The organism is Nocardioides sp. JCM 18998, from assembly GCF_055391535.1.
This window is the reverse complement of the sequence record NZ_AP043886.1, coordinates 1,273,653-1,297,340: the sequence shown is the minus strand read 5'-3', so window position 1 is coordinate 1,297,340 and position 23,688 is coordinate 1,273,653. Positions and strand designations below refer to the sequence as shown.

Here is a 23,688-nt window from a genome sequence, read left to right as displayed (position 1 = left end):
ATGGTGAGTGCGTTGACTCCGTTCGACGTCTGCGGCCCGTTGCCGAGCGGTACGACCCTGCTCGAGGCGAGCGCCGGCACCGGGAAGACCTTCACGGTGGCCGCCCTGGTGACCCGCTACGTCGCCGAGGGCCGGGCCACCCTCGACCAGCTGCTGGTGATCACCTTCGGCCGTGCCGCCAGCCAGGAGCTGCGCGACCGGGTGCGCGGCCAGCTGGTCGAGGCGCATCTCGCCCTCGACTCCGGCCAGGCGGGCGACAGCGACCTGCTGACCTGCCTGCTCGACTGCGAGCCCGTCGAGCGTGGGCGGCGCCGGGTGCGGCTGCGCGACGCGCTCGCCGACTTCGACGCCGCGACGATCGCGACCACCCACCAGTTCTGCCAGCTCGTGCTCCGCTCCCTGGGCGTGGCCGGCGACAGTGACGCCGGCGCGACCCTGGTCGAGTCACTCGACGAGCTCGTGGTGGAGGTGGTCGACGACCTCTACCTCGGGCGCTTCGGCCGGCTCCGCGAGCAGCCGCCGTTCGGCCGCGACGAGGCACTCGCGCTGGCCCGCAAGGTGGTCGGCGACCCTCAGGCCGCCCTCGCCCCCGCGACCGCCGAGACCGGCGCCGCCCGGCTCGACTTCGCCACCGCGGTGCGCGCCGAGGTCGAGCGCCGCAAGCGTCGGCTCGGCATCCTCTCCTACGACGACCTGCTCAGCCGGCTCGCCGACGCGCTCGAGGACGCCGACTCGCCCGCCCGCAGCCGGATGCGGGAGCGGTGGCGGATCGTCCTGGTCGACGAGTTCCAGGACACCGATCCGGTGCAGTGGCAGGTGCTCTCGCGCGCCTTCGGCGCCGACGGGGACGGTCGCGCGATGGTGCTCATCGGCGACCCCAAGCAGGCCATCTACGCCTTCCGCGGCGGCGACGTCGCGACCTACCTCACCGCCGCCCGTACGGCCACGGCGACAGCGACCCTCGGCACCAACTGGCGCAGCGACGCCGCCCTGCTCGACCGGCTCCAGACCATCCTCGGCGGGGCCGCCCTCGGCGATGCCGAGATCGTCGTCCACCCGGTCGAGGCGCGCCACCGCGACTCCCGGCTAAGCGGCGCGCCGCATCCCGAGCCGTTCCGGATCCGGAGGGTTCCGCGACACGGGTTCCGGCTGAAGCGCGGCCTGATCGCCGCGGCCGAGGCGCGCGAGCGCATCGCCCTCGACCTCGCCGGCGACGTCGCCGAGCTGCTCGCCTCCGATGCCACCTGGTGCGAGCGGGCTGTGCGTGCCGGCGACGTGGCCGTGCTCGTCGCCACCCGCGACCAGGGCACGCTCGTCCAGCAGGCGCTGCACGACCGCGGCATCCCCGCGGTCGTCCAGGGCGGGGGCGACGTCTTCCTCACCCCGGCCGGGGACGACTGGCTCACCCTGCTCACCGCCCTCGAGTCGCCGCACCGCTCGGCGCTCGTCCGGGCGGCCGCACTCACCGCCTTCCTCGGCTATGACGTCGCCACGCTCGACGCCGAGGGCGAGGCGCTGACCGCGGCGGTCGCCGACACCCTCCGCGGCTGGGCGCTGCTCCTGCGCAGTCGAGGCGTCGCCGCCCTGGTCGAGGCGGCCGAGGAGCGCGGCCTGACCGCGCGCGTGCTGGGTCGTCTCGACGGTGAGCGGCTCCTCACCGACCTGCGTCACCTCGGCCAGCTGCTCCACGACACGGCGCTGCGCGAGCGACTCGGCCTGACCGCCCTGCTCACGTGGTTCCGCGAGGAGCGCACCCGTGCCGGGTCCGGCGACCGGCCGCGGCGCCTCGACTCCGACTCCGCCGCCGTACAGATCGTGACGATCCACGCCAGCAAGGGTCTCGAGTACCCCATCGTGTACCTCCCCTTCACCTACCAGCGCTTCGAGTTCCCGGTCGACGTCGCGCTCTTCCACGATGCCGGCCCCGACGGGCAGCCGGCGCAACGGACCCTCGACGTCACCGGCCGGCACGCCGCCGAGCACCTGGCCGAGGAGTCGGGCGAGGATCTGCGCCGCCTCTACGTCGCCGCGACCCGGGCCCAGTCCCAGCTGGTCGCCTGGTGGGCGCCGACCGCCAACACCGGCATCGGCGGCCTGCACAGGATCCTCTTCGGCCGCCAGCCCGGCACCCGCGACGTCCCCGCCAGCCAGGAGGTCGGCGACGACGAGTACGCCGAGCGCATCCTGGGACTGATCGCGCAGCTCGGCGGCCCCTCGCCGGAGGTCGCCGACGTCTCCCCGACGCTGCCACCGCAGGACGGTCACGCTCCCGAGGTCCTGACGGTGCGCACCTTCGACCGGCAGGTCGATGCCGAGTGGCGACGCACCTCCTACTCGGCGCTGATCCGTGTCGAGGAGGGTGCCCACGTCGGCTCCGAGCCGGAGCCCGAGGAGACCGGCACCGACGACGAGCCCGCCACCGTTGCCGAGGACGACGGCACCGTCGCGGACGTCTCCGCCGCCGACGCGGTGATGTCGCCGATGGCCGATCTCCCGGCAGGGGCGGACTTCGGCACGCTGGTCCACGCGGTGCTCGAGCACGCCGACCCCGAGGCGGCCGACCTCGAGGAGGAGCTGCGCCGCCACGTCGGCGAGCAGCTCCGGTTCGCACCCGTGGGGGTGGAGGCGGCCGAGCTCGCCGCCGCGCTCGTCCCGCTGCACCACACCCCGCTGGGCCCGCTCGCGCCCGGCCTCACGCTCGGTCGGATCGCGCTGCGCGACCGGCTGCGTGAGCTCGACTTCGAGCTGCCGCTGGCCGGCGGCGACACCCGCAGGGACGCGCACGGGGGAGCCGGCGCCCGGCCCGAGGTGCTGCTCCGCGACCTGGCCCCGCTGCTGCGCGCCCACCTGCCTGCGGGCGACCCGCTGGCTGACTATGCCGATCGGCTCGAGCGCCCGATGCTGGGCGACCAGCCGCTGCGGGGCTACCTCTCGGGCTCGGTCGATGTGGTCCTACGCCTCCCCGACGGCCGCTTCCTGATCGTCGACTACAAGACCAACTTCCTCGGCGCCACGGCGGCCGACTACACCGACCTCGCCGCCGCGATGCTGCACTCGCACTACCCCCTCCAGGCGCTCCTCTACGCCGTGGTCGTCCACCGCTACCTGCGCTGGCGGCTGCCCGGCTACGACCCCGCCACCCATCTCGGTGGCGTGCTCTACCTCTACGTCCGTGGCATGTGCGGCCCCGAGACGCCACTCGTCGACGGGCACCCCGCCGGCGTCTTCTCGTGGCAGCCGCCGGCCGCCCTCGTCACGGCGCTGTCGGACCTCCTGGACGGCACCGTGCCCGAGGGGGCGGGCGCATGATCGAGCGCTGGACCGACGAGACCACCGACCCGGCTGACGCCCGCTTCGCCCGCGGCGCCACCGGCGTGCTGGCGGCGTTCAACACCGCGGGCATCCTGACCGCCGCCGACGTGCACGTCGCCGCGCGTACCTCGGCGCTCGTCGGCGGCGTCGAGGGCGACGTCCAGCTCGCCGTCGCACTCGCCGTACGGGCCGCGCGCGCCGGCTCGGTCTGCGTCTCGCTCGGCGACCTGGCGGCGACCGAGCCCGATCTCGCGGAGGGCCTCGCCTGGCCGACGGCGGGTTGGCTCGAGCGGGTCGCCGCCAGCCCGCTCGCAGGGGCCGGTGTGATCCGGGTCGAGCGCGACCTGCTCTACCTCGATCGCTACTGGCGCGAGGAGGGCCAGGTCCGCGATGACCTCCTGGCCCGCGAGGGGAGCGTCCCGCCGTCGGTCGACGGCGCCGGACTCGCCGAGCACGCCGAGCGGCTCTTCCCCGGTTCCGGGTACGCCGAGCAGCGCGCCGCCGCGCTCGCCGCCGCCGGCCAGTGGACGACCGTCCTCACCGGCGGCCCCGGCACCGGCAAGACGACCACCGTCGCGGGCCTGCTCGCCCTGATCGCCGCCGGCGCCGCTCGGCGAGGCACCGTGCCCCGGATCGCGCTGACCGCGCCGACCGGCAAGGCCGCCGCGCGCCTCCAGGAGGCCGTCGAGGAGGCCCAGGGCGACGAGCGGTTCACCGACGAGGACCGTGCCCGGCTCGCCGGCCTGAGCGCCTCGACGATGCATCGCCTCCTGGGCTGGAGGCCCGGGTCGTCGACCCGCTTCGCGCACCACCGCGGCAACAAGCTCCCGCACGATGTGATCGTCGTCGACGAGACCTCGATGGTCTCGCTGACGATGATGGCGCGCCTGCTGGAGGCCGTCCGCCCCGATACCCGCCTCATCCTGGTCGGCGACCCCGACCAGCTCGCCTCGGTCGAGGCCGGGGCGGTCCTCGCGGACCTGGTCGCCGGCCTGACCGGCCGCGGCTCGGGCGCCGTCGCGGCGCTGCGCACCACCCACCGCTTCGGCGAGGGCATCGGCGAGCTCGCCGCGGCACTCCGCACGGGCGACGCCGAGCGGGTGCTCGCGCTGCTCGACGCCGGTGGCCCACGACTGCGCCGGGTCGACCCCGGCGACGAGGCAGCGATGGCCTCCCTCCGGACCCGGCTCACCGACCATGCGGTCGAGCTGCGGGACCGGGCCCTGGCCGGCGACGTCGCCGGTGCCCTCGCCGCCGCCGACCGGCACCGCCTGCTCTGCGCGCATCGCGACGGACCCTGGGGCGTCCAGCACTGGAACCGTCAGGTCGACCATGCGCTCGCCGAGCACGCCGGGGCCTGGCTGGGGGACTGGTACGCCGGCCGCCCGATCCTGATCACCGCCAACGACTACAGCGTCGGCCTCTTCAACGGTGACACCGGCGTCACCGTCGCCGGCCCCGAGGGGACGCTGAGCGTGCAGATCGCGGGCGGCAACGCCTACGCCACCTCACGGCTGGGCGACGTCGAGACCTTGCACGCCATGACCGTGCACAAGAGCCAGGGCAGCCAGGCGCGCGAGATCAGCGTCCTGCTCCCGCCGGCCGACTCGCCGCTGCTGACCCGTGAGCTCTTCTACACCGCCGTCACCCGCGCGCAGGAACAGGTCACCGTGATCGGCACCCGCGAGGCGATCCTGGCCGCGGTCGAGCAGCGGGCCCAGCGCGCGACCGGGCTGCGTGACCGACTCGTGGCCGACGAGACCTAGGGTGCTCCTCGCACGGTGAAGCGCCCGCTGCGCGACGGCGCCGGCGCGCGAGAAGCACCCTGAGCGATACCTGTCCCCGCTACAGTCGTGGGATGCCGTACCTGCTCCGCGTCCAGATCCCCGACGTCCCAGGTTCGCTCGGACGCCTGGCGAGCGCGATCGGTGAGTCCGGCGGTGACATCGAGGCGATCGAGATCGTCGAGAAGAACCACGACGGCACCGCCATCGACGACGTCCTCCTGGAGATGTCCCCCGGCGCGATGCCGGACTCGGTGGTGTCGGCCTGCAACGCACTCGACGACGTCGAGGTCATCTGGATCAGCCGCTACGCGGCGGGCGGGAACCTCTTCCTCGACCTCGAGGCCGTCGAGGACCTCACCGAGGCCCCGTCGGAGGCGCTCGACCGGCTCGTCGAGGTGCTTCCCCTGACGTTCCGTGCGGACTGGGCGGTACGCGTCCACCGCGTCTCCGGTCCCGGGAAGGCCACGTCGGGCGCACCCGAGGACCTGCCCTTCGTCGAGATCGAGCGGACCGCCCGGCTCGACGTCAGCGGCGCGGATGACGAGACCGTCTACGCCGGCGCCCGCATCGACGGCAACGAGGTCGTCGTGATCGGCCGCCGTGGAGGCCCGGACTTCCTCGACTCCGAGCTCGCCCGTCTCGGCCACCTGGTCGGCCTGGCCGCCTCGATCGCCCGCGACTGACGCCGGCTCGCCCCCGACCGCTCAGGTCGCGCAGGCTGTGGCCGATCCTCGCGATATGAGCATTCCTGCGCTCGGGGGCGGCGCCAACCAGGCGATCCAGCGTGCCCTGCGCGACGCGGAGCGTGCTCTCGCCGACGGGACCGGCCAGACCGACGCCGAGAACGCCGCGTCGACGGCGACGCGCGCAGCAGCCGGTGGCACCGCGGGGACGGTCAACCGGGCGGCACGTCGCCGTGGCCCCGGCGCCGAGAGCCAGCCTTCGGCCAACGACGAGGCGATCCTGGTGGAGCTCGGCGAGCGCGACGCCGCCGAGGAGCTCGAGGCCGTCGGCGGCTGGATCACCACCAAGCGCACCCTCGAGACCAAGGGCGCGCCCGAGCCGAAGCGGTTCGACGGTGCCGACATCAAGGACGGCGTCGAGGAGGCGCCGTCGAGCGAGGGCGACACCCCGGTCGCTCATGCGACCGCGCAGCCCGGTCAGCCCACGGCCCCGCAGCCCGGCATTCCGGGTCTGCCCGTCCTGCCCGAGGGCGCCGAGCCGGTGGCCGAGGGCGTGGTGACCGGGGGAGTGGTGACCGAGCAGCCCGACGAGGCCGAGGGCGCTCCCGACGCACCCGTGCAGACGCCGGCGGCTCGCGCGCAGAGCGAGGGTGCCGGCCTCGATCGGATGATCGTGGTGCTCAAGAAGACCGGCATCGACTTCCGCGACGCCTACCAGGTGCTCCGCGAGATCAACAACGGCGTCAAGCTGCCGCCCAAGGCCGAGCTGCAGGCGCGGTGGGCGCTCGCCGACCCCGATGCCTGGGAGGCGAGGGCCCGTACCGAGCAGCAGGCCCCGAAGCCGGCCGAGACGCCCGGCGAAGCCGTACGTCACGAGGAGGCGCCGGTCCGCAGCCCGGCCGACGCCGACCTGCGCAAGACCGCAGTGGACGACATCATCCGCGACCGCGACTGGCACCGGAGCAACCCCGACGTCGCCGACCGTACGAGCAACGGACTGAGCGTCCGCGACGACGACAACCGGCCGACGCTGCAGAGCGTCGTCCGCCTCGACCAGACCAACCAGGCCTACATCGCCGGGCTGAGCACCGCCGAGTTCCAGCGCCTCGTCACGGTGCTCGGCAAGGTCGCGCCGGAGTGGTTCTGGGACCTGCGCGGCCACCGCGGACTGCGCGGCTTCGCCGAGCGCCCGGTCATCGCCAAGCTCAACGCCACCCGCTTCGCCGGCACCCGCCTCGGCGCGTGGCTCCTCGCCGTGGTCGGCACCGGCGCGCTCTGGTACGTCGGCGCCCGCACCGGCAGCTGGTGGTGAGCGGACGTCATACGCCCGACTCCGCAATGGGGCTCGGAGCGTATGACGTCCCGCCTCGGGGTCAGGCCGGTTCGAGGACGAAGAGCGGGATCGTACGCCCCGCCGCCTCGGCACGCGGCTTGTACTCGGCGTACGGCTCGTAGACCTCTACCGCTCGCTCCCACCACGCGTCGTACTCGCCCTGGTCCTCGATCAGCCGCGCCCGGTAGAGCGCGGGCTCGGGGCCGTCCTGCAGCTGCACGACCGGGTGCGCGACGAAGTTGTTGAACCACGTCGGGTTCTCCGGTGCTCCGCCCTTGGAGGCGACCGCGAGGTAGGAGCCGTCGTGCTCGACCCGCATGACGGGGTTCTTGCGCAGCTTGCCGGACTTGGCGCCCTTCGAGGTGATCACGACGATCGGCCAGTCCTGGCGGTCCTGGAGGTACCACCCCTCCTTGCCGCCGGTCGACTCGTAGAGCTCGACCTGGGTGCGCACCCAATCGGCCGGGCTGGGCTGGTACTCGCCTTCGAGAAGATCAGTCATGTCTCCACAGTGCCCATCCGCGGCGCGATATTCCAGGGCGATAGCCTCCCGGCATGAGTGCTCTTCCCGGCGTGAGTGACACCTTCGACCCCGAGCAGTGGGACGAGGTGTCGGGTTTCGAGGACCTGACCGACCTGACGTACCACCGCGCGAAGGCGCACGGCACCGTACGGATCGCGTTCGACCGTCCCGACGTGCTCAACGCGTTCCGGCCGCACACCGTCGACGAGCTGCTCCGGGTGCTTGAGCACGCCCGCATGTCCGCCGACGTGGGCTGCGTGCTGCTGACCGGGAACGGCCCGTCGCCGAAGAGCGGCAAGCACTCGTTCTGCACCGGCGGTGACCAGCGGATCCGGGGCAAGGCGGGCTACCAGTACGAGGAGCAGGGCGCGACGTACGACGCTGCCGCGACCGGCGCCTCGACGCCGAGCCCGATCGACAAGGCCAAGCTCTCCCGGCTGCACATCCTCGAGTGCCAGCGGCTGATCCGCTTCATGCCGAAGGTCGTCATCTGCGTCGTCCCCGGTTGGGCGGCCGGTGGCGGCCACTCGCTGCACGTCGTCTCCGACCTGACCCTCGCCTCGCTCGAGCACGCCCGGTTCAAGCAGACCGACGCCGACGTGGGCAGCTTCGACGGTGGGTACGGCAGCGCCTACCTGGCGCGCCAGGTGGGCCAGAAGTTCGCCCGCGAGATCTTCTTCCTCGCCGACGAGTACTCCGCCGAGGACGGCGTCCGGATGGGCACCGTCAACCGCGCCGTCCCACACGCCGAGCTCGAGGCCACCGCCCTGGACTGGGGCCGCAAGATCAACGGCAAGTCCCCGACCGCGCAGCGGATGCTGAAGTACTCGTTCAACCTCCTCGACGACGGCCTGGTCGGCCAACAGCTCTTCGCCGGCGAGACCACCCGGCTGGCGTACATGACCGACGAGGCGCAGGAGGGCCGCGACCAGTTCCTGGAGAAGCGCGAGCCCGACTGGAGCCCGTACCCCTGGTACTACTGATCTGACGAGTTTCCCCAGTTCAGATCCTGTCTGAGGCGTGGCAGTCCGCATCGAGTCCGCAAGCGCGGTATGCGTCTCCTCCTACCGTCCTCCCAAGTTAGGAGGAAACTTAGGAGGACGGACCCAGATCCTCGGCTCGCGGTCAGTCATCCTCGGCTTTGTCGCTATCATCCTAAGAAGGTGAGAGTGAGGATGACCGATGGCAACTGATGCCGAGGTGCTGGTCGCGGAGCTTCGCAAGTTCGGGGCTGAGGCGACGTCTGTTGAAGCGAAGCGCGCCGAAGGCGGGCTCCCGAAAAGTGTGAGAGAGACGCTCTCTAGCTTCTCCAACACACCTGGCGGTGGCACCATCCTGTTGGGGATCGACGAAGCCGCTGGATTCAGCATCGTTGGTCTCGCTGATCCCGCAAAAATGATGGCGGACCTGGCCTCGATGTGCAGAGAAGACATCGTTCCTCCCCTCGTGCCCGAGATCGAGATCGCCGAAGTCGACGGCCAAGCCGTTGTCCTGGCGGACATCCCTGAATTGCCAAAGAGCCAGAAGCCGTGTTATGTCCGCGCTCTTGGTAAGGAACGCGGAAGCTATATCCGGGTGGGAGAGGGAGACCGCCGCCTTACCTCGGAAGAGGTTCAGCAAGTGATGGCCGACCGTGGTCAGCCACAGTTCGACCACGAGGTGGTCGTTGAAGCGACAATTGACGACTTGGATCCGGTTTCCGTAGCAGCATTCACGCAACGTGCGCGACTTAACAACCCGCGGATCTTCGGCGACGAGCCTGCGGACGTAATTCTGCGAATGACGAAGGTTGCAGCGCGTGGCACCGGCGGGCTTGAGCATCCCACGATGGCTGGACTCCTTGCGCTCGGCCGCTACCCCCAGCAGTTCTTCCCGCAGTTGAACGTCACGTTCGTGCACTACCCGACGACAACCGGCGAGAGTACTCAGGCCGGCGTGCGGTTCCTTGACAACGTCAGTCTTGATGGGCCGATCCCCTCGATGGTGTCCGAAGTGCTCGGAGTCATTCGAAGAAATATGAGTCGCCGCGCCTTGATTACTGGTGACGGGCGTCGTGACATGTGGGAGTACCCGCCTGAAGCGCTTCGCGAGGCCGTCGTGAATGCGCTGGTCCATCGCGACCTGAGTCCGGGATCGCGGGGCATTCAGGTGCAGATCGAGATGTATCCGGATCGCTTGCGGATTATGAACCCCGGTGGCCTGTTTGGCGCGGTCGATATTGATCGTCTTGGGGAGGAGGGTCGTTCGTCGGCTCGGAATAGCCTGCTGATGAAGCTTCTCGAGGAGGTCCAGGTCCAGGATGAGGATCGAACCGTCTGTGAGAATCGCGGATCGGGGATCCGTGCAATGCTCTCCGCCCTGCGCCACGCAGGCATGAGTCCGCCACGCTTTAAAGACAGCACGACTGCCTTCGAGGTACTCCTTCCTAACCACACGCTGTTGGACGACGAAACTGTCGCCTGGCTGCAGTTGCTTGGGCGCGAGGGCCTTCGTGACTCACAGTGCACTGCTCTCGCACTCATGCGGCGAGGAGACGTAATGGACAACGCTCGCTATCGAGCGGCGACCGGAATCACTGATAGCCGAGTGGCGACCTTCGAGCTACAGGACTTGGTCGCGCGCGAACTCGTTACCCAGACGGGGACTCGCGGAGGGGCTCGCTACACACTGTCGGAGTTCGCAGCGCACCCGCGCGTACGTCGTGTCCGACCCAATCGGCGTCGGCAGATTGTTGATCTCCTGTCGCTTCACCACGAACTCTCGAAGTCCGAGATCAGTGATCTCCTTGGTCTCAATCCAAAAACAGCTGAGCACTGGCTGCGGACCTTGAAGGCCGAAGGCAGCGTTGAACCGACGGAGCCGGGCCGGGGAAGTAAAAACACGCGGTATCGACTAGGCGCGAAGGCGATGCAGGGGTCACTCTTCGGGGATGGTGAAGATCTCTGAACGCCGATGCGCGTTCAGAGCCGCAGCGATCAGGCGTGCGGCTGCGTTGCGGGTGCGGTCTTCCGCCGTCGGCCAGAGGTGGCTGTATGTATTCAGCGTCGTTGTCGCTGAAGCGTGCCCGAGCGCTCGCTGAACGGTGACCACGTCGCAGCCGGCGGCGATGAGGCCGGAGGCGTAGAAGTGGCGGAGGTCGTGGAGGCGGACGTGCGCAAGGTCGGCTGAGTCCCGTGTCGCCCGCCAGCGCCAGGTGATGGCGTTGTCGTACATCGGCTCGTCACCGACCGTGAAGAGCCAGCGGCTCGGCTCGCTGTCCTCGAGGTGCGCAGCGACGTGTTCGCTCAGGATCGTCACGAGATCGTCGGGCAGGTAGACGACACGTTCTGAGCCGTACTTCGGTGGGCGTACGACGTAGCTCGACCCGTCGCGCTGCAGCTGCCGCGAGACAGTCAACTGGCGACGAAGGAAGTCGATGTCCCCGACCTGGATCGCTGCCGCCTCGCCCTTCCTGAGGCCGGCGAAGGCGCAGAGAGCTACGTACGCCCGGAAGCCCTTGCGAGTCGAGACGCGTGGGCTGTCGGCGTTCGCGACCAGCAGCCCCACCTCCTCGACGGTGGGGATCCGCATTGCCGCCTCGGCCTTGCGGCGCCGGGGGAGTACGACGCCGAGCGATGGATCTGCGGTGATGACGCGGTCTGCGACCGCCGCCCGGAAGACGGAGCGAACGATCACGAACCGTGTCTTGACCGTGGTCGGAGCCCACTGGGCCGACACTGCCTTGACCCAAGATTCGACGTGCGAGCGACGGATCGATTTGAGGGGCAGATCCGCGAAGGGTACGGATCCGGTTGCGAGGTCAGCGTTCGCCTTTGTTGACGGCACCCAGAGCTGGCGCTTCGACCAGTCGTCGTAGAACTTCTTGAAGGTGATCCGGCCGGCGGCTGGATCGACGTATGTGCCGGTGAGGACAGACGATGCCGTCTCGTCGAGCCAGCGCTGCGCGTCGACCTTTCGCTCGAAGTGACGGGCGTGCTCCCGCCCGGCCTCGTCCCGGTACCGGGCTCGCCACTTGCCGTTAGGCCGCTTGGCAATGCTTCCCGCCATCGTCCTGCTCCTTCCGAGATCTCTCCATGATGCGCGCGTCCGCCGACAACGTCGGAGATCAGTCGTGGTGTTGTGGACGGCCTGCCTGCTCGCTGACCCAGAGGACGACGTCGGTCTTCCAGTAGCGGACGTGGCGACCGAGCCGAAAGCTGCGCGGGCCACTGCCGAGCTGGCGCCAGTAGCGAAGGGTGTTGACGGGGACGCGGATCAGGTCAGAGGCCTCGTCGATGGTGAGCATCTCGTCGCCGAGGCCCTTGCGGGGGCTCGGAATGGGTTGAGTGGTCATGGCTCAATTCCTTCGGTGACTGGGTGTTGCTGATGACTCCGGTAGTGATCGCCCGGTGGAATCCGGGTGCGGGTGGCAAAGGACGCCCGTGGTCGTCTCGTCGATTGCCTGTGGTCGGGTCGGAACGTGCACTGGTATCGCTGAGGCATGAACGGGCTACGTAGCCACATTTCGTGCCATCGGGGGAGGCGCGTCGTGAGGCGCGCGGGAGGCGCACAAGCCGCGACGAGGCGTTTGTGCAGGTCAGCGGCACGCGCCTCGGCCGCGGAAGAAAGTTCGAGAAATCCTCGACGCACCGGTGGATTTGAACGCGAGATCGCCCGTGGTGGTGGGGAGGCACGCCCGTGGTCGCTGATAGACGAAGGAGGCGCGCAGGGGATCTTTACAACGTATGCCGCGATCGGTGGTCGTCGTGGGTTGCCCGGGCACCGGTACGGACCTCCAGGCAGTGTGTCGTGGGGGCGCGGTGGGGCCGTAGCGGTCGATCGCCTCGCCGGCGAGGCGGCGTGCGTGGGCGGGCCCGAGGTCGGCACGGTCGCGACTGAAGACGTCGATCCACTGGGCGCGGGCGTCGTCGAGGATCTTGGCGACGAGGTGGGCGGTGTTGTTCTCGCGGCCGCGAGACATGGCGACGTATGCAGTAGCTGCGCCGGTGTGCTCGCTGACCGCCACGTGTGAGGTGTCGACGGTCTCGCCCTGGGCGCCATAGACGGTGGTCGCATATGCCAGTTCGACATGTTGGCTGGCGTAGTCGGCCGGGATCTCGCGATCGCGGCCCCCACCGTGCAGTACGAGCCCGCCGGTGTGGCTGATGCCGGCGACGGTCCAGGTCTGCCGGTTCGCGACCCCGAGGTCCGGGTCGTTGCGACGGGTCGCGACGCGGTCGCCGAGGCTGATCCGATCGCCGCTGCTGGTGATGACGCATTCGCCATCGCGCCCTCCTTCGTGCTCGCGGTCGCGGATGGCTGCGTTGAGGTCACGGACCTGCTCCCGGCTATCGGCGATGACGAGATCTCCGCGAACGCCGTGTTCGGCGAGCGCCTCGTTGCGCTCGACCTCGGACGGATGCACGACGATCTGACCGCGGGCGGCAAGCTGGTCGAACACCGCACCGGGGTCGGTGCCGCTGCGCATCTTGAGGCTGAGGGCGGCGTAGGCGGGATCGGTGAATCGGTGCACCTTCTCCAGGGTCACGACAGCGGTCGGGTGCGCCCAGGTGTCGGCATGGTCGAGCACGCCTCCGCGACCGACGGCGGGGAGCTGGTGTCGGTCCCCGACGAGCGCGATCCGTGCGCCGGCCTCGTCGGCGATGGTGAGCAGTGCGGTCGCGGTGTCTTGGTCGAGCATCCCGGCCTCATCGACCAGCATCAGATCCCCCGGTCGAAGGCGGGCGGCAGCGGCCGGGTCCGAGTGCGGGTTACGGGTCCAGTTGCCTTCGTCGTCCCAGCGCCAGCCGTGTTGGTGGATGAGCCACGCCGCGGAGTGCCCGTCAGCTCCGGTCTCGGCGGCGGCGACCTGGGCCGCCTTCAGCGTCGGGGTCACCACCACCAGACGATGACCCCGCCGCGCCAGGAGCTGCTGGGTAGCACGTAGCGCGGTGGTCTTCCCGGCGCCGGCGGCGCCCTCGACCACGACCAACGCTCCATCACCGGCGAGCGTCCCGACGACCGCCGCCTGGGTCGGGTCGACTCGTGTGATTCCCCGGGTGCCCGGTAGCCGGGTCCTTGCGGCGGGTCGTGTCGACCGGGTAGCGAGGCGGTGGATCAACTCGTCCTCCACGGCCAGCACCCGCGCTGAGGTGAGCGTACGAACGTGTTCGGGCACATCGACCCGCGCGAGGAGCGGAGTGCACAGCGCGACCGCTCGGGCCGTGACGTCCTCGACCAGCTCGACCCGCGTGTCCCGATCGGCGATCAGTGACGTCTGGGCGAGCAGGACCTCGGCTTTGCCGCGGATGTCGGCCGTGTTCCAGGCCGAGCTCTGGGCGCCGAGCAGCGAGACCACTACCTCGGCGGCGGCGTCGCGATCGACCCATCCCGCCCGTACTCCCTGCAGCACCACCGGACCGCTCGGGTCGCGGTAGCCCAGGTCGTGCAGCTCCTCGTTCCACCGCTCGATGAGCTCGCGGCCGTCCTTCGGGACCACCTTGTCCGGTCGCGCCGTCGCCCATGCGCGTCGATCCCACGCCTCCCGGAGCCTCGGGCCGGGCTCCTCGTCGCGATGGTCACGACGCCACTCGGCTTCGTAGCGATCCACGTTGCGGTGGATCTGCGCGGTGCGGGCCGAGAACGCCCCGACGTAGGGCTCGAGCTGGACGATCTCGCACGACTCGGGATCGATCGTGAAGCCATGAGCAGCCAGCACCCGACGGAACTGCGGGTCGCAGGCCACCGCAGCATGGCCGATGCCGTTGATCGCCTCGATGCTGTCGCGGACCCCGACCGAGTGGATACCGCGCCAGCCGCCGGCGGCGAAGACCCGGGCATTGATCTGCAGGTGGAGATGACGATGCGGGTCCCCGGCCCGCGAGGTGTAGTGCCGGATCACCGCGGCTTCGATTCGCTCGACCGGCACCTGGACCTGGCGCCCCGCGCGGCCCGACCCGGGTGGTGGCGTGGCCGGCGACCCAGCCGACGATCTCGGACGCTGCCCGATCCTGCGCCGCATCCAGTGCATCGGAGATCTCGGGATGCAGGGCCGCGGCCAGCGACCACGTCTTCGGCCCGTTGACGGTGACCTCGACGAACCGCAACGCGTGACCGTCCTTCAACACCCTGCCCTTCGGGCGGTCGGTCTCGATGTCGATCCCGGCGACCCACTTCTCATACGTGTCGCCGTCCATCGAGCCCGCGGGCTCGACCTCGTCGGGGGTGGCGATCAGGCGTTCGGCGATCCCGGTGCCTTCGCCGAGGTAGTAGTCATCGGCCCGCGAGCGATCGCGCTCGACGTAGTCGCGCGCGGCTCTCGCCGCACCCCGGTAGAACTTCACCCCGCCATGCATCGCCGGACCCCTCACTCCCGTCCGGCCAGCCCGAATTCGGTAGCCGTCAACTACCATCGATAACCGAATATCTGCAGGTCAGAGGCCAGTTCCGCGCCTCATCCATACCATTCTTCGTAGCATGCGTGCCGCTGGGATTGAAGGGGATGAGGCAGGGCGGAAGGAGGAGTTTGGAGAGGCGGAGATGGTTGGTGTTGAAGAGTGATGGAGAGTGGAATGTAGGGAGCGGTGGCGGTAGAAGGGTGAGGGTTGAACAAGGCGGGCAGGGGCACTGGCTCGCCTGACGAGAGCACTGTTCTGGTGCGCTGGTCAATCAGCGGCCGTCACCTCGGGGTGCCCGGCGATCGCCGTCTAGCGACCGCCTTCGGCGCGGCCCGATGGTTCCATTCCGGTCAATGGTGGTGTCCGCCACGTGGGTGCGGGTGGCTGTGCTCGATCGGTTTGCCGTCGCGCAGGTGGACGTGGCTGTGCTCATGGATGAGGTTGGCTGCGAGCAGCAGCTCGGTGTCATCCAGCACTTCGGCGGGCGTGCCGGTGGCGAGGATGCGGTGGTCCTCGGAGAAGACCACGCAGCGGGTCGCGATCTGCTCGAGGACGTCGAGGTCGTGGGTGGCGTACACGATCGTCTTGCCTGCCCGGTTGAGCTCGACGATGAGCGCGGCCAGCCACTGTTGCGAGCGCGGATCGAGTGCGGCGGTGGGCTCATCGAAGAGGAGAACCTCGGGGTTCATCACCAGCACCGAGGCGATCGCGACCTTCTTCTTCTGTCCGCCGGATAGCTGGAAGGGTGCGCGGTCCGCCAGGTCGGCGATGCCGAGCATGGCGAGGACGTCATCGACGCGGGTTCGCGTCTCCTCATGGGGCAGGCCGAGCTGGAGACAGCCGAAGGCGACCTCCTCGCGGACGGTGGGGGAGAAGACCTGGGTGTCGGAGTTCTGGAAGACGAAGCCGACCCGCGAGCGGAAGCCCTCGACGTACTGCTCGTCCTCGAGGTTGTTCTCCGTCACCAGGTGACCGAAGGCGTGGAGCGTGCCCTCGCTGGGGAACACCAGCCCGTCGAGGACCTTCAGGAGGGTCGACTTGCCGCAGCCGTTGGCGCCGAGCAGGGCGACCATCTCGCCGGGCATCACGTCGAGGTCGACCCCGGCAAGGGCAGGGAAGCGGTCGAGGTAGGAGTAGCGCAGCCCGCGGGCGACGAAGATCGCACCCTCGGGGGCATCCTCGGGCAGGGGCGCTTGGTCGCCCGCAGGGGCGTGGGCGGTGGGGATGACGGGCTCCTGGATCGTGCTGGTCATCGGCCGAGCATCCGGTCGATGGTGATGATGAGGGTGGCCGCGAGTGCCGCGCCGCTGAGCGTGAGCAGGTCGGGTCGGCGCCAGCGCAGCGTGTCGAGTACCCGCGCCTCGCCACGATAGCCGCGCGCGACCATCGCCTGGTGGACCTCCTCGGAGAGCTGGTTCGCCTTGCCCACCAGGGAGCCCGCGCTGGCCCCGAGGAACGCCCGGGCACTGCGGTCGTGCTTGACCTTTCCCATGGTGCGGGCCTTGCGTGCCTCGTACATGTCGGTGACCGAGTCGAGCAGCAGGAAGATGTAGCGGTAGGCCATGCCGACGACCAGGACGAACATCCGCGGCACGCCCAAGGCCCGCAGGCCGGCGAGCAGCCGGTTCCACGGAGTCGTGACGGTGACCAGGACCACCAACGAGATCGAGACCGCCACCCGGGTGACGACCAGTGCGGCCGAACGCAGCCCCTGCGCGGTGAGCCCCTGGGGGTGACCGTGCCAGGTCCACAGCTGCACGACGATGTCACCGCTGGTGACGACTGAGAGGGTCGCCGGCAGCACCACGATCAGCGTGAAGATCGGGATGAAGAGCCACACCCGCTTGATGAAGAAGCCGAGCGGGACCCGCGAGGCGGCAGCGAGCACCAGCACCGCGACGTAGACGACGAGCAGCGTCTCCACGTGGTGGGCCAACCCGGCGGCGACCAGGAGCAGGAGCATCGAGACGAGCTTGGCTCGTGGGTCGAGACGCTGCAGCAGGTCACTGCGTCGGGCGAGGTCGTCGCTGAACATCGCCTGCCGCAGGAGATCCGATCCGCCGACCAGGGTCTTCTCGACGAACGAGCCCTTGGACCGCTTCCCGATGCACCCGCACGGGCACATCGCGACATTGCTCGAAAGGAGCCACGTGGGAGTGGCGGTCTGGTCAGGCAACGGGGTGAGCGGCGCGGTCCTGGCCCCGCGCGGAGAGCAGGCGCACGACGGTGCCGATGGCGAAGATGACGGCGCCGACGATGACGATCCCGATCACCGCCGAGAGGATGTAGGCCAGGTTGGCGTGGTCGCCGCTGCTGAATCCGTACCCGCCGAGGAGGGTGTGGCTCCAGAATCCCGTGTACTTCTCCAGGCCGGTGGGGACCGCGTTGAGCCCAAGGTCGCCCAGGTTGAGGTCGGCGGGGTCGTCCTCGCCGAACGCGCCCCCTGGGGCGAGCAGGCCGATAGGCGAGAGCAGCACCATGAGGCCGACGAAGCCGAGTGCGACACGGGCCGGAGTCAGGGTGCTGGCCGGGCGCGGCGCCTGGTCGTCGGCGGTCAGGGGAATGCCGGGGTGACTGGGCACCAGGCGCGTGACGTCGGCTCGCTGCAGGTAGGCCACGATCGCGGCCGACATGATCGCCTCGCAGAAGCCGGCCACGGTCAGGTGCGGGAGCGCCATCGCCGGAATGGTCTGGCTCAGGTGGTACGGCGAGTACAGGGGTGCTCCGTCCGCGCTGGTGAACAGGTCGGGCTGGATGCCGAACTCGATCGCGGCGGCGAGGGCTGCGGCGTTGATGCCGACGTAGCCCGCGATGGCTGCGGCGGCGACGCGCCGAGCACTGGTCAGAGGCGCGCGGCCGGCGATGAGGCGATACACGCCGTATCCGACGAACGGCAGGATGATCGCCATGTTCACGACGTTGACCCCGTAGGCGAGCACCCCGCCGTCGCCGAACAGCAGTGCCTGGAAGAGGAGCGCGACCGAGACCGCGATGACTGCTGCCCAAGGCCCGAGACAGATGGCGATCACCACCCCGCCGACCGCGTGCGCGGTCGTGCCGTCCGGGATCGGGACGTTGAACATCATCACCAGGAACGAGAGGGCGGAGAACACCGCCAGCATCGGCACGTTGCGGGTCTTGACCACCTTGCTCACCCGCTTGCTCGCGATGACCAGGGTGGGCACCGCGACGGCGTAGCCGACAGCGCAGGTGGACGGGCTCAAGTAGCCGTCGGGGATGTGCACGAGAACGCCTCTCAAGTCAGGTAACAAGCAGGCTGCAGCCTAATCGCCACCACGTGCTTGTTGCGACCTGCTTGCAATAAGGAGGGATGAACACGTGGGGCCACGGATTCTGCTGTCGGTCAGGTTCTGTTCACTTTGGCGGCGAAGTGCGGTCGCCTGGCGCCGACAAAGTGTCTTCGCCGACCGTACGTCGGTCGCCGTCACGCACCTGAAGGATCCGCCGCCGTGCCTGTCTCATCGCGATTGCTGTTGCGGTCGGCCCTCGGTACGTGTCTCGTCGCGACGCTCACCGTCATGGTCGCCGGACCAGCGGGCGCTCATCCGTTCGGCAACCCTCAGACCGCGACCATCTCGGTCGCGGACACCGATGCTCGCGTCGTGCAGGTGCAGTGGCGGCCCGGCGCTATCGACGACCTGGCGCTGCTGCGAGACCAGCTCGGGCTACCCGGGGCGAAGACGTCGTACGACGGCGGACTTCCCTCCCTCGCCGACTCCGCCGAGGCTGCACGCGAGCTCACGAGCGCCGCCGAGCTGCCCGACTATCTGCTCCGTCGGATCGCGGTGACGTCCGCGGGCGGGACGTGCGTCGGCAAAGCGCTCCCGATCACGTCCCTGGTGCGCGAGGGAGTGACCCTGCAGTTCCGATGTCCGGCCGCCGTCGAGAAGGCGGACATCGTGCTTCGTACGCTCACCGATCTGCATCCCGCGTATCGAACCCTGGCAACCGGACCGGGCGGGCAACGCGCCGTGTACGACATCAGCCACGAGTCCCACGCGTGGTCGGCGAGCTCCACGAGCGTTCCCACCGGCACCACGTCCTCCACTGGACGCAGCGCCGCGATCCAGCTGTCCGTCGTGGGTGGGATCGGCATCGCCTTCACCCTGGCCATCACCGTGTTGCGTCGGCGCCGCAATCAGAAGGAGCGAGTCGCGTGAGTGTCATGACGATCCTCGGCATCACCGGAACCCTCGACACTCAGGGGCTCGGTGACCGGCTGGTCAATCTGGTCAACGCCCCCGGCTTCGCGCCGATCGCGATCCTCGTCGCCTTCGCAGCAGGCGCCGCTCACGCCATCGCGCCGGGCCACGGCAAGTCGCTCGCGGCCGCCTACCTCGTCGGAGGTGAGGGGCGGGTGCGGGACGCTGCCTGGCTGGGACTCAGCGTTGCGGTGATGCACACGTTCTCCGTCCTGGTGATTGCGGTTGCCTGGACGTTCTTCTCACTCAGTGACTTGGTCGACCTCAAGGGACTGACCACCGGCCTGCAGCTGATTGCGGGCCTGCTCACCATCGGACTCGGGATCTGGCTCGTCCGACGCCATCTCGCCAGCCGGCACGGGAGCGGCGGTCACGGCCACGGACACGGTCATGGGCACGGTCATGGACATGGCCACGGTCATGGCCACGGCCACGGCCACGCACCGGCAACCACCCGACCTGGCCTGATCATGCTCGGCATTTCGGGCGGTTTGACGCCGTCGCCCTCCGCGTTCCTGGTCCTCGTCACCGGCTTCTTCGCCGGCCACGCCGCATTCGGGCTGGTGCTGGTGATGTGCTTCGGGGTCGGCCTCGCGGCCGTCCTTTTCGGCGTCGGCCTGCTCGCCCTGACCGGCCGCAACCTGGTCGTCCGTGCAGCAGAGTCTCGAGCGGTGCTGCACCTCGCTAGCCGCGTGGCGCCCGTTCTGGCCGCGACCGGCGTCACCGTCCTCGGCCTCGGCCTCACCTCGATGGCCGTCTCCGGTCTCGTCTCGGCGTAAGCACCTAGAACCGCCCCAGGGTGCGCTGCGGTAGATGGCACGCGCCGCCGGATCTCTGCGCTCGGCTGCCTTGAACGGCGACGAGCGCGGACGGGCGCCCCACCGCCCGTCCGCGCGGTCTGTTAGAACTCCTCGTCGAACCCGACGCTGCCGGTCACGCCCACCTGATAGGCGGAGACGCGGCGTTCGAAGAAGTTCGAGAGCTCCTGGACGTCCTGCAGCTCCATGAACGCGAGTGGGTTGGCCGAGCCGTAGATGATCGGCAGGCCGAGGCGCTCCATGCGGCGGTCGGCGACGTACTCGAGGTAGGCGCGCATGTCGGTGGTGGAGAGGCCGGCGACGCCCATGCCGAGGAGGTCTTCGGCGAACTGGGCCTCGCAGTCGACGCCCTCCATCAGCATCTCGCGGACCTTCTGCGCGATGTCCTCATCCCACAGCTCCGGCTCCTCGGCGCGAGCGGTGTCGACCACGTCGAAGGCGAAGGCCATGTGCATGGACTCGTCGCGGAAGACCCAGTTGGTGCCGGAGGCCAGCCCGTTGAGCAGACCGCGTGAGCGCAGGAAGTAGACGTAGGCGAAGGCGCCGTAGAAGAAGAGGCCCTCGATGACCGCGGCGAAGCAGATCAGGTTGAGCAGGAACGCCTTGCGGTCCTCGCGGGTCCGCAGCTCCTTGAGGTCGCCCAGGGAGTCGATCCACTTGAAGCAGAAGTCGGCCTTGGCCTTGATCGAGGGGATGTTGTCGACCGCGGCGAACGCCTCGAACCGCTCCTTCTCGTCGGGCACGTAGGTGTCGAGCAGGTTCAGGTAGAACTGGACGTGCACGGCCTCCTCGAACAGCTGGCGCGAGAGGTAGAGCCGGCCCTCTGGGGAGTTGACGTGCTGGTAGAGGTTGAGCACGAGGTTGTTGGCCACGATGGTGTCGCCGGTGGCGAAGAACGCGACCAGCCGCGAGATCAGGTGGCGCTCGGCCGGGCTCATCCGGGCGAGGTCCTTGAGGTCGTTGTGCAGGTCGACCTCCTCGACGGTCCAGGTGTTCTTGATGGCGTCCTTGAAGCGCTCGAAGAAGTGCGGGTAGCGCATCGGGCGCAGGGTCAGGTCCAGGCCCGGGTCCAGCAGCAGCTGCTGGGTCGTTCCGGTGGTGGTGGTGATGTCGGTGGTCACTGGCAGGCCTCGCATGCTTCGGGGTTCTCGAGGGAGCACGCGAGTGCCTCCTCGTCGGTGTAGGTAGAGGTGGACGTCGAGCTTGTCGAGATGGGTCGGGGTGTCTCGACAGGCTCGACGACCGCGGCCGTACCGGCGGACGTGGCGGTGCTGGCGCCGGCGACGGTCGCCTGCTGGATCCGTGTCGCGGGGCGCGAGCGCAGGTAATAGGTGGTCTTCAGGCCGCTCTTCCACGCGTAGAGGTACATCGAGGAGAGCTTCCCGATGGTCGGGCCGGCGATGAAGAGGTTGAGCGACTGGCTCTGGTCGATGTAAGGCGAGCGGGCCGCCGCCATCTCGATGAGCGCCTTCTGCGGCAGCTCCCAGGCCGTACGGAACACGGCGCGCAGCTCCTCCGGCAGGGTCGTGATGCCCTGGACCGAGCCCTCGGCACGCTTGATCTGCTCGCGGATCTCCGGGGTCCACAGCCCGCGGGACTTGAGCTCGCGCACCAGCGCGGTGTTGATCTGCAGGAACTCGCCCGACAGGGTCTCGCGCTTGAACAGGTTGGAGACCTGCGGCTCGATGCACTCGTACGCGCCGGCGATCGAGGCGATCGTCGCGGTCGGGGCGATCGCGATCAGCAGCGAGTTGCGCAGGCCCGTGGCCGCGACCCGCTCGCGCAGCGCTGCCCAGCGCTCGGTCTGGTTCGGGGTGACGCCCCACAGGTCGGGCTGCAGCTGGCCCTTCGCGGCCCGGGTCTCGGAGAACGAGGGGTGCGCGCCGTGCTGTTCGGCCAGGTCGGCGGAGACCTCCAGCGCCGTCAGGTAGACCTCCTCCTGGATGCGGGTGGAGAGCTCGAGCGCCTCGGCGGAGTCGAACGGCAGGTGCAGCGCGAAGAAGACGTCCTGCAGCCCCATCAGGCCCAGGCCGACCGGGCGCCAGCGCGGGTTGGAGGCGGCCGCCTCGGTGCTCGGGTAGAAGTTGATGTCGATCACGCGGTCGAGCAGCGGGACGGCGGTCCGTACGGTGGCGCGCAGCTTGTCCCAGTCGAGCATGGTGGTCGAGCCGGTCGAGACGACGTGTTGGGCGAGGTTGATCGAGCCGAGGTTGCACACGGCGGTCTCGGTGTCGGAGGAGACCTCGATTATCTCGGTGCACAGGTTCGACAGGTGCACCGTCGGGCCGCCGGGCGCATCCGTGGTCTGGTTGCAGGTGCGGTTGGAGGCGTCCTTGAACGTCATCCAGCCGTTGCCGGTCTGGGCGAGGGTCCGCATCATCTTGGCGTAGAGGTCGCGGGCCTTGACCGTACGCACGACACGACCCGCCGCCTCGAGCTCGCGGTAGCGGGTCTCGAACGCAGTGCCCCACAGGTCGACCAGCTCGGGTGCCTGGTCGGGGTCGATCAGCGACCAGTCCTCGTCGGCCTCGACGCGGCGCATGAACTCGTCGGGGATCCAGTTGGCGAGGTTGAGGTTGTGCGTACGGCGCGCCTCCTCGCCGGTGTTGTCGCGCAGCTCGAGGAACTCCTCGACGTCGGGGTGCCACGACTCGAGGTAGACGCACGCCGCGCCCTTGCGCCGTCCGCCCTGGTTGACCGCCGACACGGACGAGTCGAGGGTCCGCAGGAAGGGCACGATGCCGTTGGACTGGCCGTTGGTGCCGCGGATCAGCGCGCCGCGGGAGCGGACGCGGGAGAAGCCGATGCCTATGCCGCCGGCGAACTTCGAGAGCTTCGCGACCTGCATGTAGCGGCTGTAGATCGAGTCGAGCTCGTCCTTGGGGGAGTCGACCAGGTAGCACGACGACATCTGGCTGTGCCGGGTGCCGGAGTTGAACAGCGTCGGGCTCGAGGGGAGGTAGGCCAGCGAGGACATCAGCCGGTAGAACTCGATGGCCTCGGCCGGGCTCTGTGCCAGACCGCAGGCGACACGGAGCATGAAGTACTGCGGGGTCTCGACGACCAGTCGCGAGGTGGGGTGACGCAGCAGGTAGCGGTCGTAGACGGTGCGCAGCCCGAAGTACTCGAACCGGTTGTCGCCCTCGAGGTCGATGGCGAAGTCGAGCTTGCGGGCGTTGTCCTTGACGAAGCGTGCGGTCTCGTCGCCGATCAGGCCCTCGGCGTGACCGAGGCTGACGGACTGGCTGAAGGAGGCGACGCCCTGGTTGCGGACCTCCTTGTCGATATAGGCGGCCAGCAGGCGCGCGGCGAGGCGGGAGTACTCCGGCTCCTCGCCGATCATCTCGGCGGAGGTCTGAATGCTGAGCCGGTCCAGCTCGGCGGTGGTCGCGCCGTCATACAGGCCGCTGATCGTGCGGGTCGCGACCCGCATCGGGTCGACGTCGGGCAGATCGCCGCTGACGCGGTCGATGGCCCGAACGATCTTGTTGACGTCGACGCTCTCGGTGTCGCCGTTGCGCTTGAGCACCTGCATGGTGGCGCGGCGTACGGGCTCGGCCGGCATGGTGGGCAGCGGGGTGTCGATGACCGTCACTTCTCTCTCCTCGCGAGATCTGACTCAGGTCCGTGCCG

Annotated in this window: 17 protein-coding genes and 1 pseudogene; 8 read left to right on the top strand and 10 right to left on the bottom strand. The window is 69.5% G+C overall.

Features of this window, described 5'->3' with window-relative positions:
* From ACZ5L9_RS06165 to ACZ5L9_RS06150, 4 genes are all read left to right on the top strand, one after another.
* On the top strand, positions 1-3,309 hold the full coding sequence (locus ACZ5L9_RS06165; protein WP_464536814.1) for a UvrD-helicase domain-containing protein: 3,309 nt from the start codon (positions 1-3) through the stop codon (positions 3,307-3,309).
* Positions 3,306-5,078 carry an exodeoxyribonuclease V subunit alpha gene (recD, locus tag ACZ5L9_RS06160; protein WP_464535084.1) on the top strand — a complete coding sequence of 591 codons (1,773 nt, stop codon included), beginning with the start codon at positions 3,306-3,308 and terminating at the stop codon, positions 5,076-5,078. The genes ACZ5L9_RS06165 and recD overlap by 4 nt, the downstream gene beginning before the upstream one ends.
* Positions 5,079-5,170: 92 nt before the next feature.
* Positions 5,171-5,782 carry an ACT domain-containing protein gene (locus ACZ5L9_RS06155; protein WP_464535081.1) on the top strand — a complete coding sequence of 204 codons (612 nt, stop codon included), beginning with the start codon at positions 5,171-5,173 and terminating at the stop codon, positions 5,780-5,782.
* A gap of 55 nt (positions 5,783-5,837) precedes the next feature.
* On the top strand, positions 5,838-7,094 hold the full coding sequence (locus ACZ5L9_RS06150) for a hypothetical protein (protein ID WP_464535077.1): 1,257 nt from the start codon (positions 5,838-5,840) through the stop codon (positions 7,092-7,094).
* 61 nt (positions 7,095-7,155) lie between these two features.
* On the opposite strand, the gene ACZ5L9_RS06145 is transcribed toward ACZ5L9_RS06150, so the two are convergent.
* Entirely contained in the window at positions 7,156-7,617 is a 462-nt protein-coding gene (locus ACZ5L9_RS06145) for a nitroreductase family deazaflavin-dependent oxidoreductase (RefSeq protein WP_464535074.1), read from the bottom strand.
* Between the two features lie 53 nt (positions 7,618-7,670).
* On the opposite strand from ACZ5L9_RS06145, the gene ACZ5L9_RS06140 reads away from it, so the two are divergent.
* On the top strand, positions 7,671-8,621 hold the full coding sequence (locus ACZ5L9_RS06140) for a 1,4-dihydroxy-2-naphthoyl-CoA synthase (RefSeq protein WP_464535070.1): 951 nt from the start codon (positions 7,671-7,673) through the stop codon (positions 8,619-8,621).
* 199 nt (positions 8,622-8,820) lie between these two features.
* On the top strand, positions 8,821-10,584 hold the full coding sequence (locus tag ACZ5L9_RS06135; protein WP_464535068.1) for an ATP-binding protein: 1,764 nt from the start codon (positions 8,821-8,823) through the stop codon (positions 10,582-10,584).
* Here the strand turns inward: ACZ5L9_RS06135 and ACZ5L9_RS06130 are convergent.
* From ACZ5L9_RS06130 to cbiM, 7 genes and pseudogenes are all read right to left on the bottom strand, one after another.
* Entirely contained in the window at positions 10,555-11,685 is a 1,131-nt protein-coding gene (locus ACZ5L9_RS06130; RefSeq protein WP_464535066.1) for a tyrosine-type recombinase/integrase, read from the bottom strand. The two genes, ACZ5L9_RS06135 and ACZ5L9_RS06130, sit on opposite strands and share 30 nt — an antisense overlap.
* Before the next feature lie 58 nt (positions 11,686-11,743).
* Positions 11,744-11,971 carry a helix-turn-helix transcriptional regulator gene (locus tag ACZ5L9_RS06125; protein WP_464535063.1) on the bottom strand — a complete coding sequence of 76 codons (228 nt, stop codon included), beginning with the start codon at positions 11,969-11,971 and terminating at the stop codon, positions 11,744-11,746.
* A 243-nt stretch (positions 11,972-12,214) separates the two neighbouring features.
* The gene (locus ACZ5L9_RS06120) at positions 12,215-14,518 is read right to left on the bottom strand and encodes an AAA family ATPase (protein WP_464535059.1); all 2,304 of its coding nucleotides are present in this window, start codon (positions 14,516-14,518) and stop codon (positions 12,215-12,217) included.
* Between the two features lie 109 nt (positions 14,519-14,627).
* Positions 14,628-14,972 (bottom strand): annotated as a pseudogene (locus ACZ5L9_RS06115) (relaxase domain-containing protein); the annotation flags it as partial.
* 392 nt (positions 14,973-15,364) lie between these two features.
* Positions 15,365-16,267: an energy-coupling factor ABC transporter ATP-binding protein gene (locus ACZ5L9_RS06110; RefSeq protein WP_464535056.1), complete on the bottom strand. Its 903-nt coding sequence runs from the start codon at positions 16,265-16,267 to the stop codon at positions 15,365-15,367.
* Positions 16,264-17,139 carry a cobalt ECF transporter T component CbiQ gene (gene cbiQ, locus ACZ5L9_RS06105; protein WP_464535053.1) on the bottom strand — a complete coding sequence of 292 codons (876 nt, stop codon included), beginning with the start codon at positions 17,137-17,139 and terminating at the stop codon, positions 16,264-16,266. Before cbiQ ends, ACZ5L9_RS06110 begins: the two co-directional genes overlap by 4 nt.
* A gap of 43 nt (positions 17,140-17,182) precedes the next feature.
* Positions 17,183-18,259 carry a cobalt transporter CbiM gene (gene cbiM / locus ACZ5L9_RS06100; RefSeq protein WP_464535050.1) on the bottom strand — a complete coding sequence of 359 codons (1,077 nt, stop codon included), beginning with the start codon at positions 18,257-18,259 and terminating at the stop codon, positions 17,183-17,185.
* Between the two features lie 294 nt (positions 18,260-18,553).
* Between cbiM and ACZ5L9_RS06095 the strand changes: the two genes are divergently transcribed.
* Complete coding sequence (locus ACZ5L9_RS06095; RefSeq protein ID WP_464535047.1) at positions 18,554-19,195, top strand: hypothetical protein; 642 nt, start codon at positions 18,554-18,556, stop codon at positions 19,193-19,195.
* A gap of 5 nt (positions 19,196-19,200) precedes the next feature.
* Positions 19,201-20,016, top strand: coding sequence for a HoxN/HupN/NixA family nickel/cobalt transporter (locus ACZ5L9_RS06090; protein WP_464536812.1), 816 nt, complete (start codon positions 19,201-19,203; stop codon positions 20,014-20,016).
* A 122-nt stretch (positions 20,017-20,138) separates the two neighbouring features.
* Here ACZ5L9_RS06090 and ACZ5L9_RS06085 read toward each other — a convergent pair whose 3' ends face one another.
* Positions 20,139-21,176, bottom strand: coding sequence for a ribonucleotide-diphosphate reductase subunit beta (locus ACZ5L9_RS06085; protein WP_464535043.1), 1,038 nt, complete (start codon positions 21,174-21,176; stop codon positions 20,139-20,141).
* Complete coding sequence (locus tag ACZ5L9_RS06080; RefSeq protein ID WP_464535040.1) at positions 21,173-23,650, bottom strand: ribonucleoside-diphosphate reductase subunit alpha; 2,478 nt, start codon at positions 23,648-23,650, stop codon at positions 21,173-21,175. Before ACZ5L9_RS06080 ends, ACZ5L9_RS06085 begins: the two co-directional genes overlap by 4 nt.
* Positions 23,651-23,688: the final 38 nt, after the last annotated feature.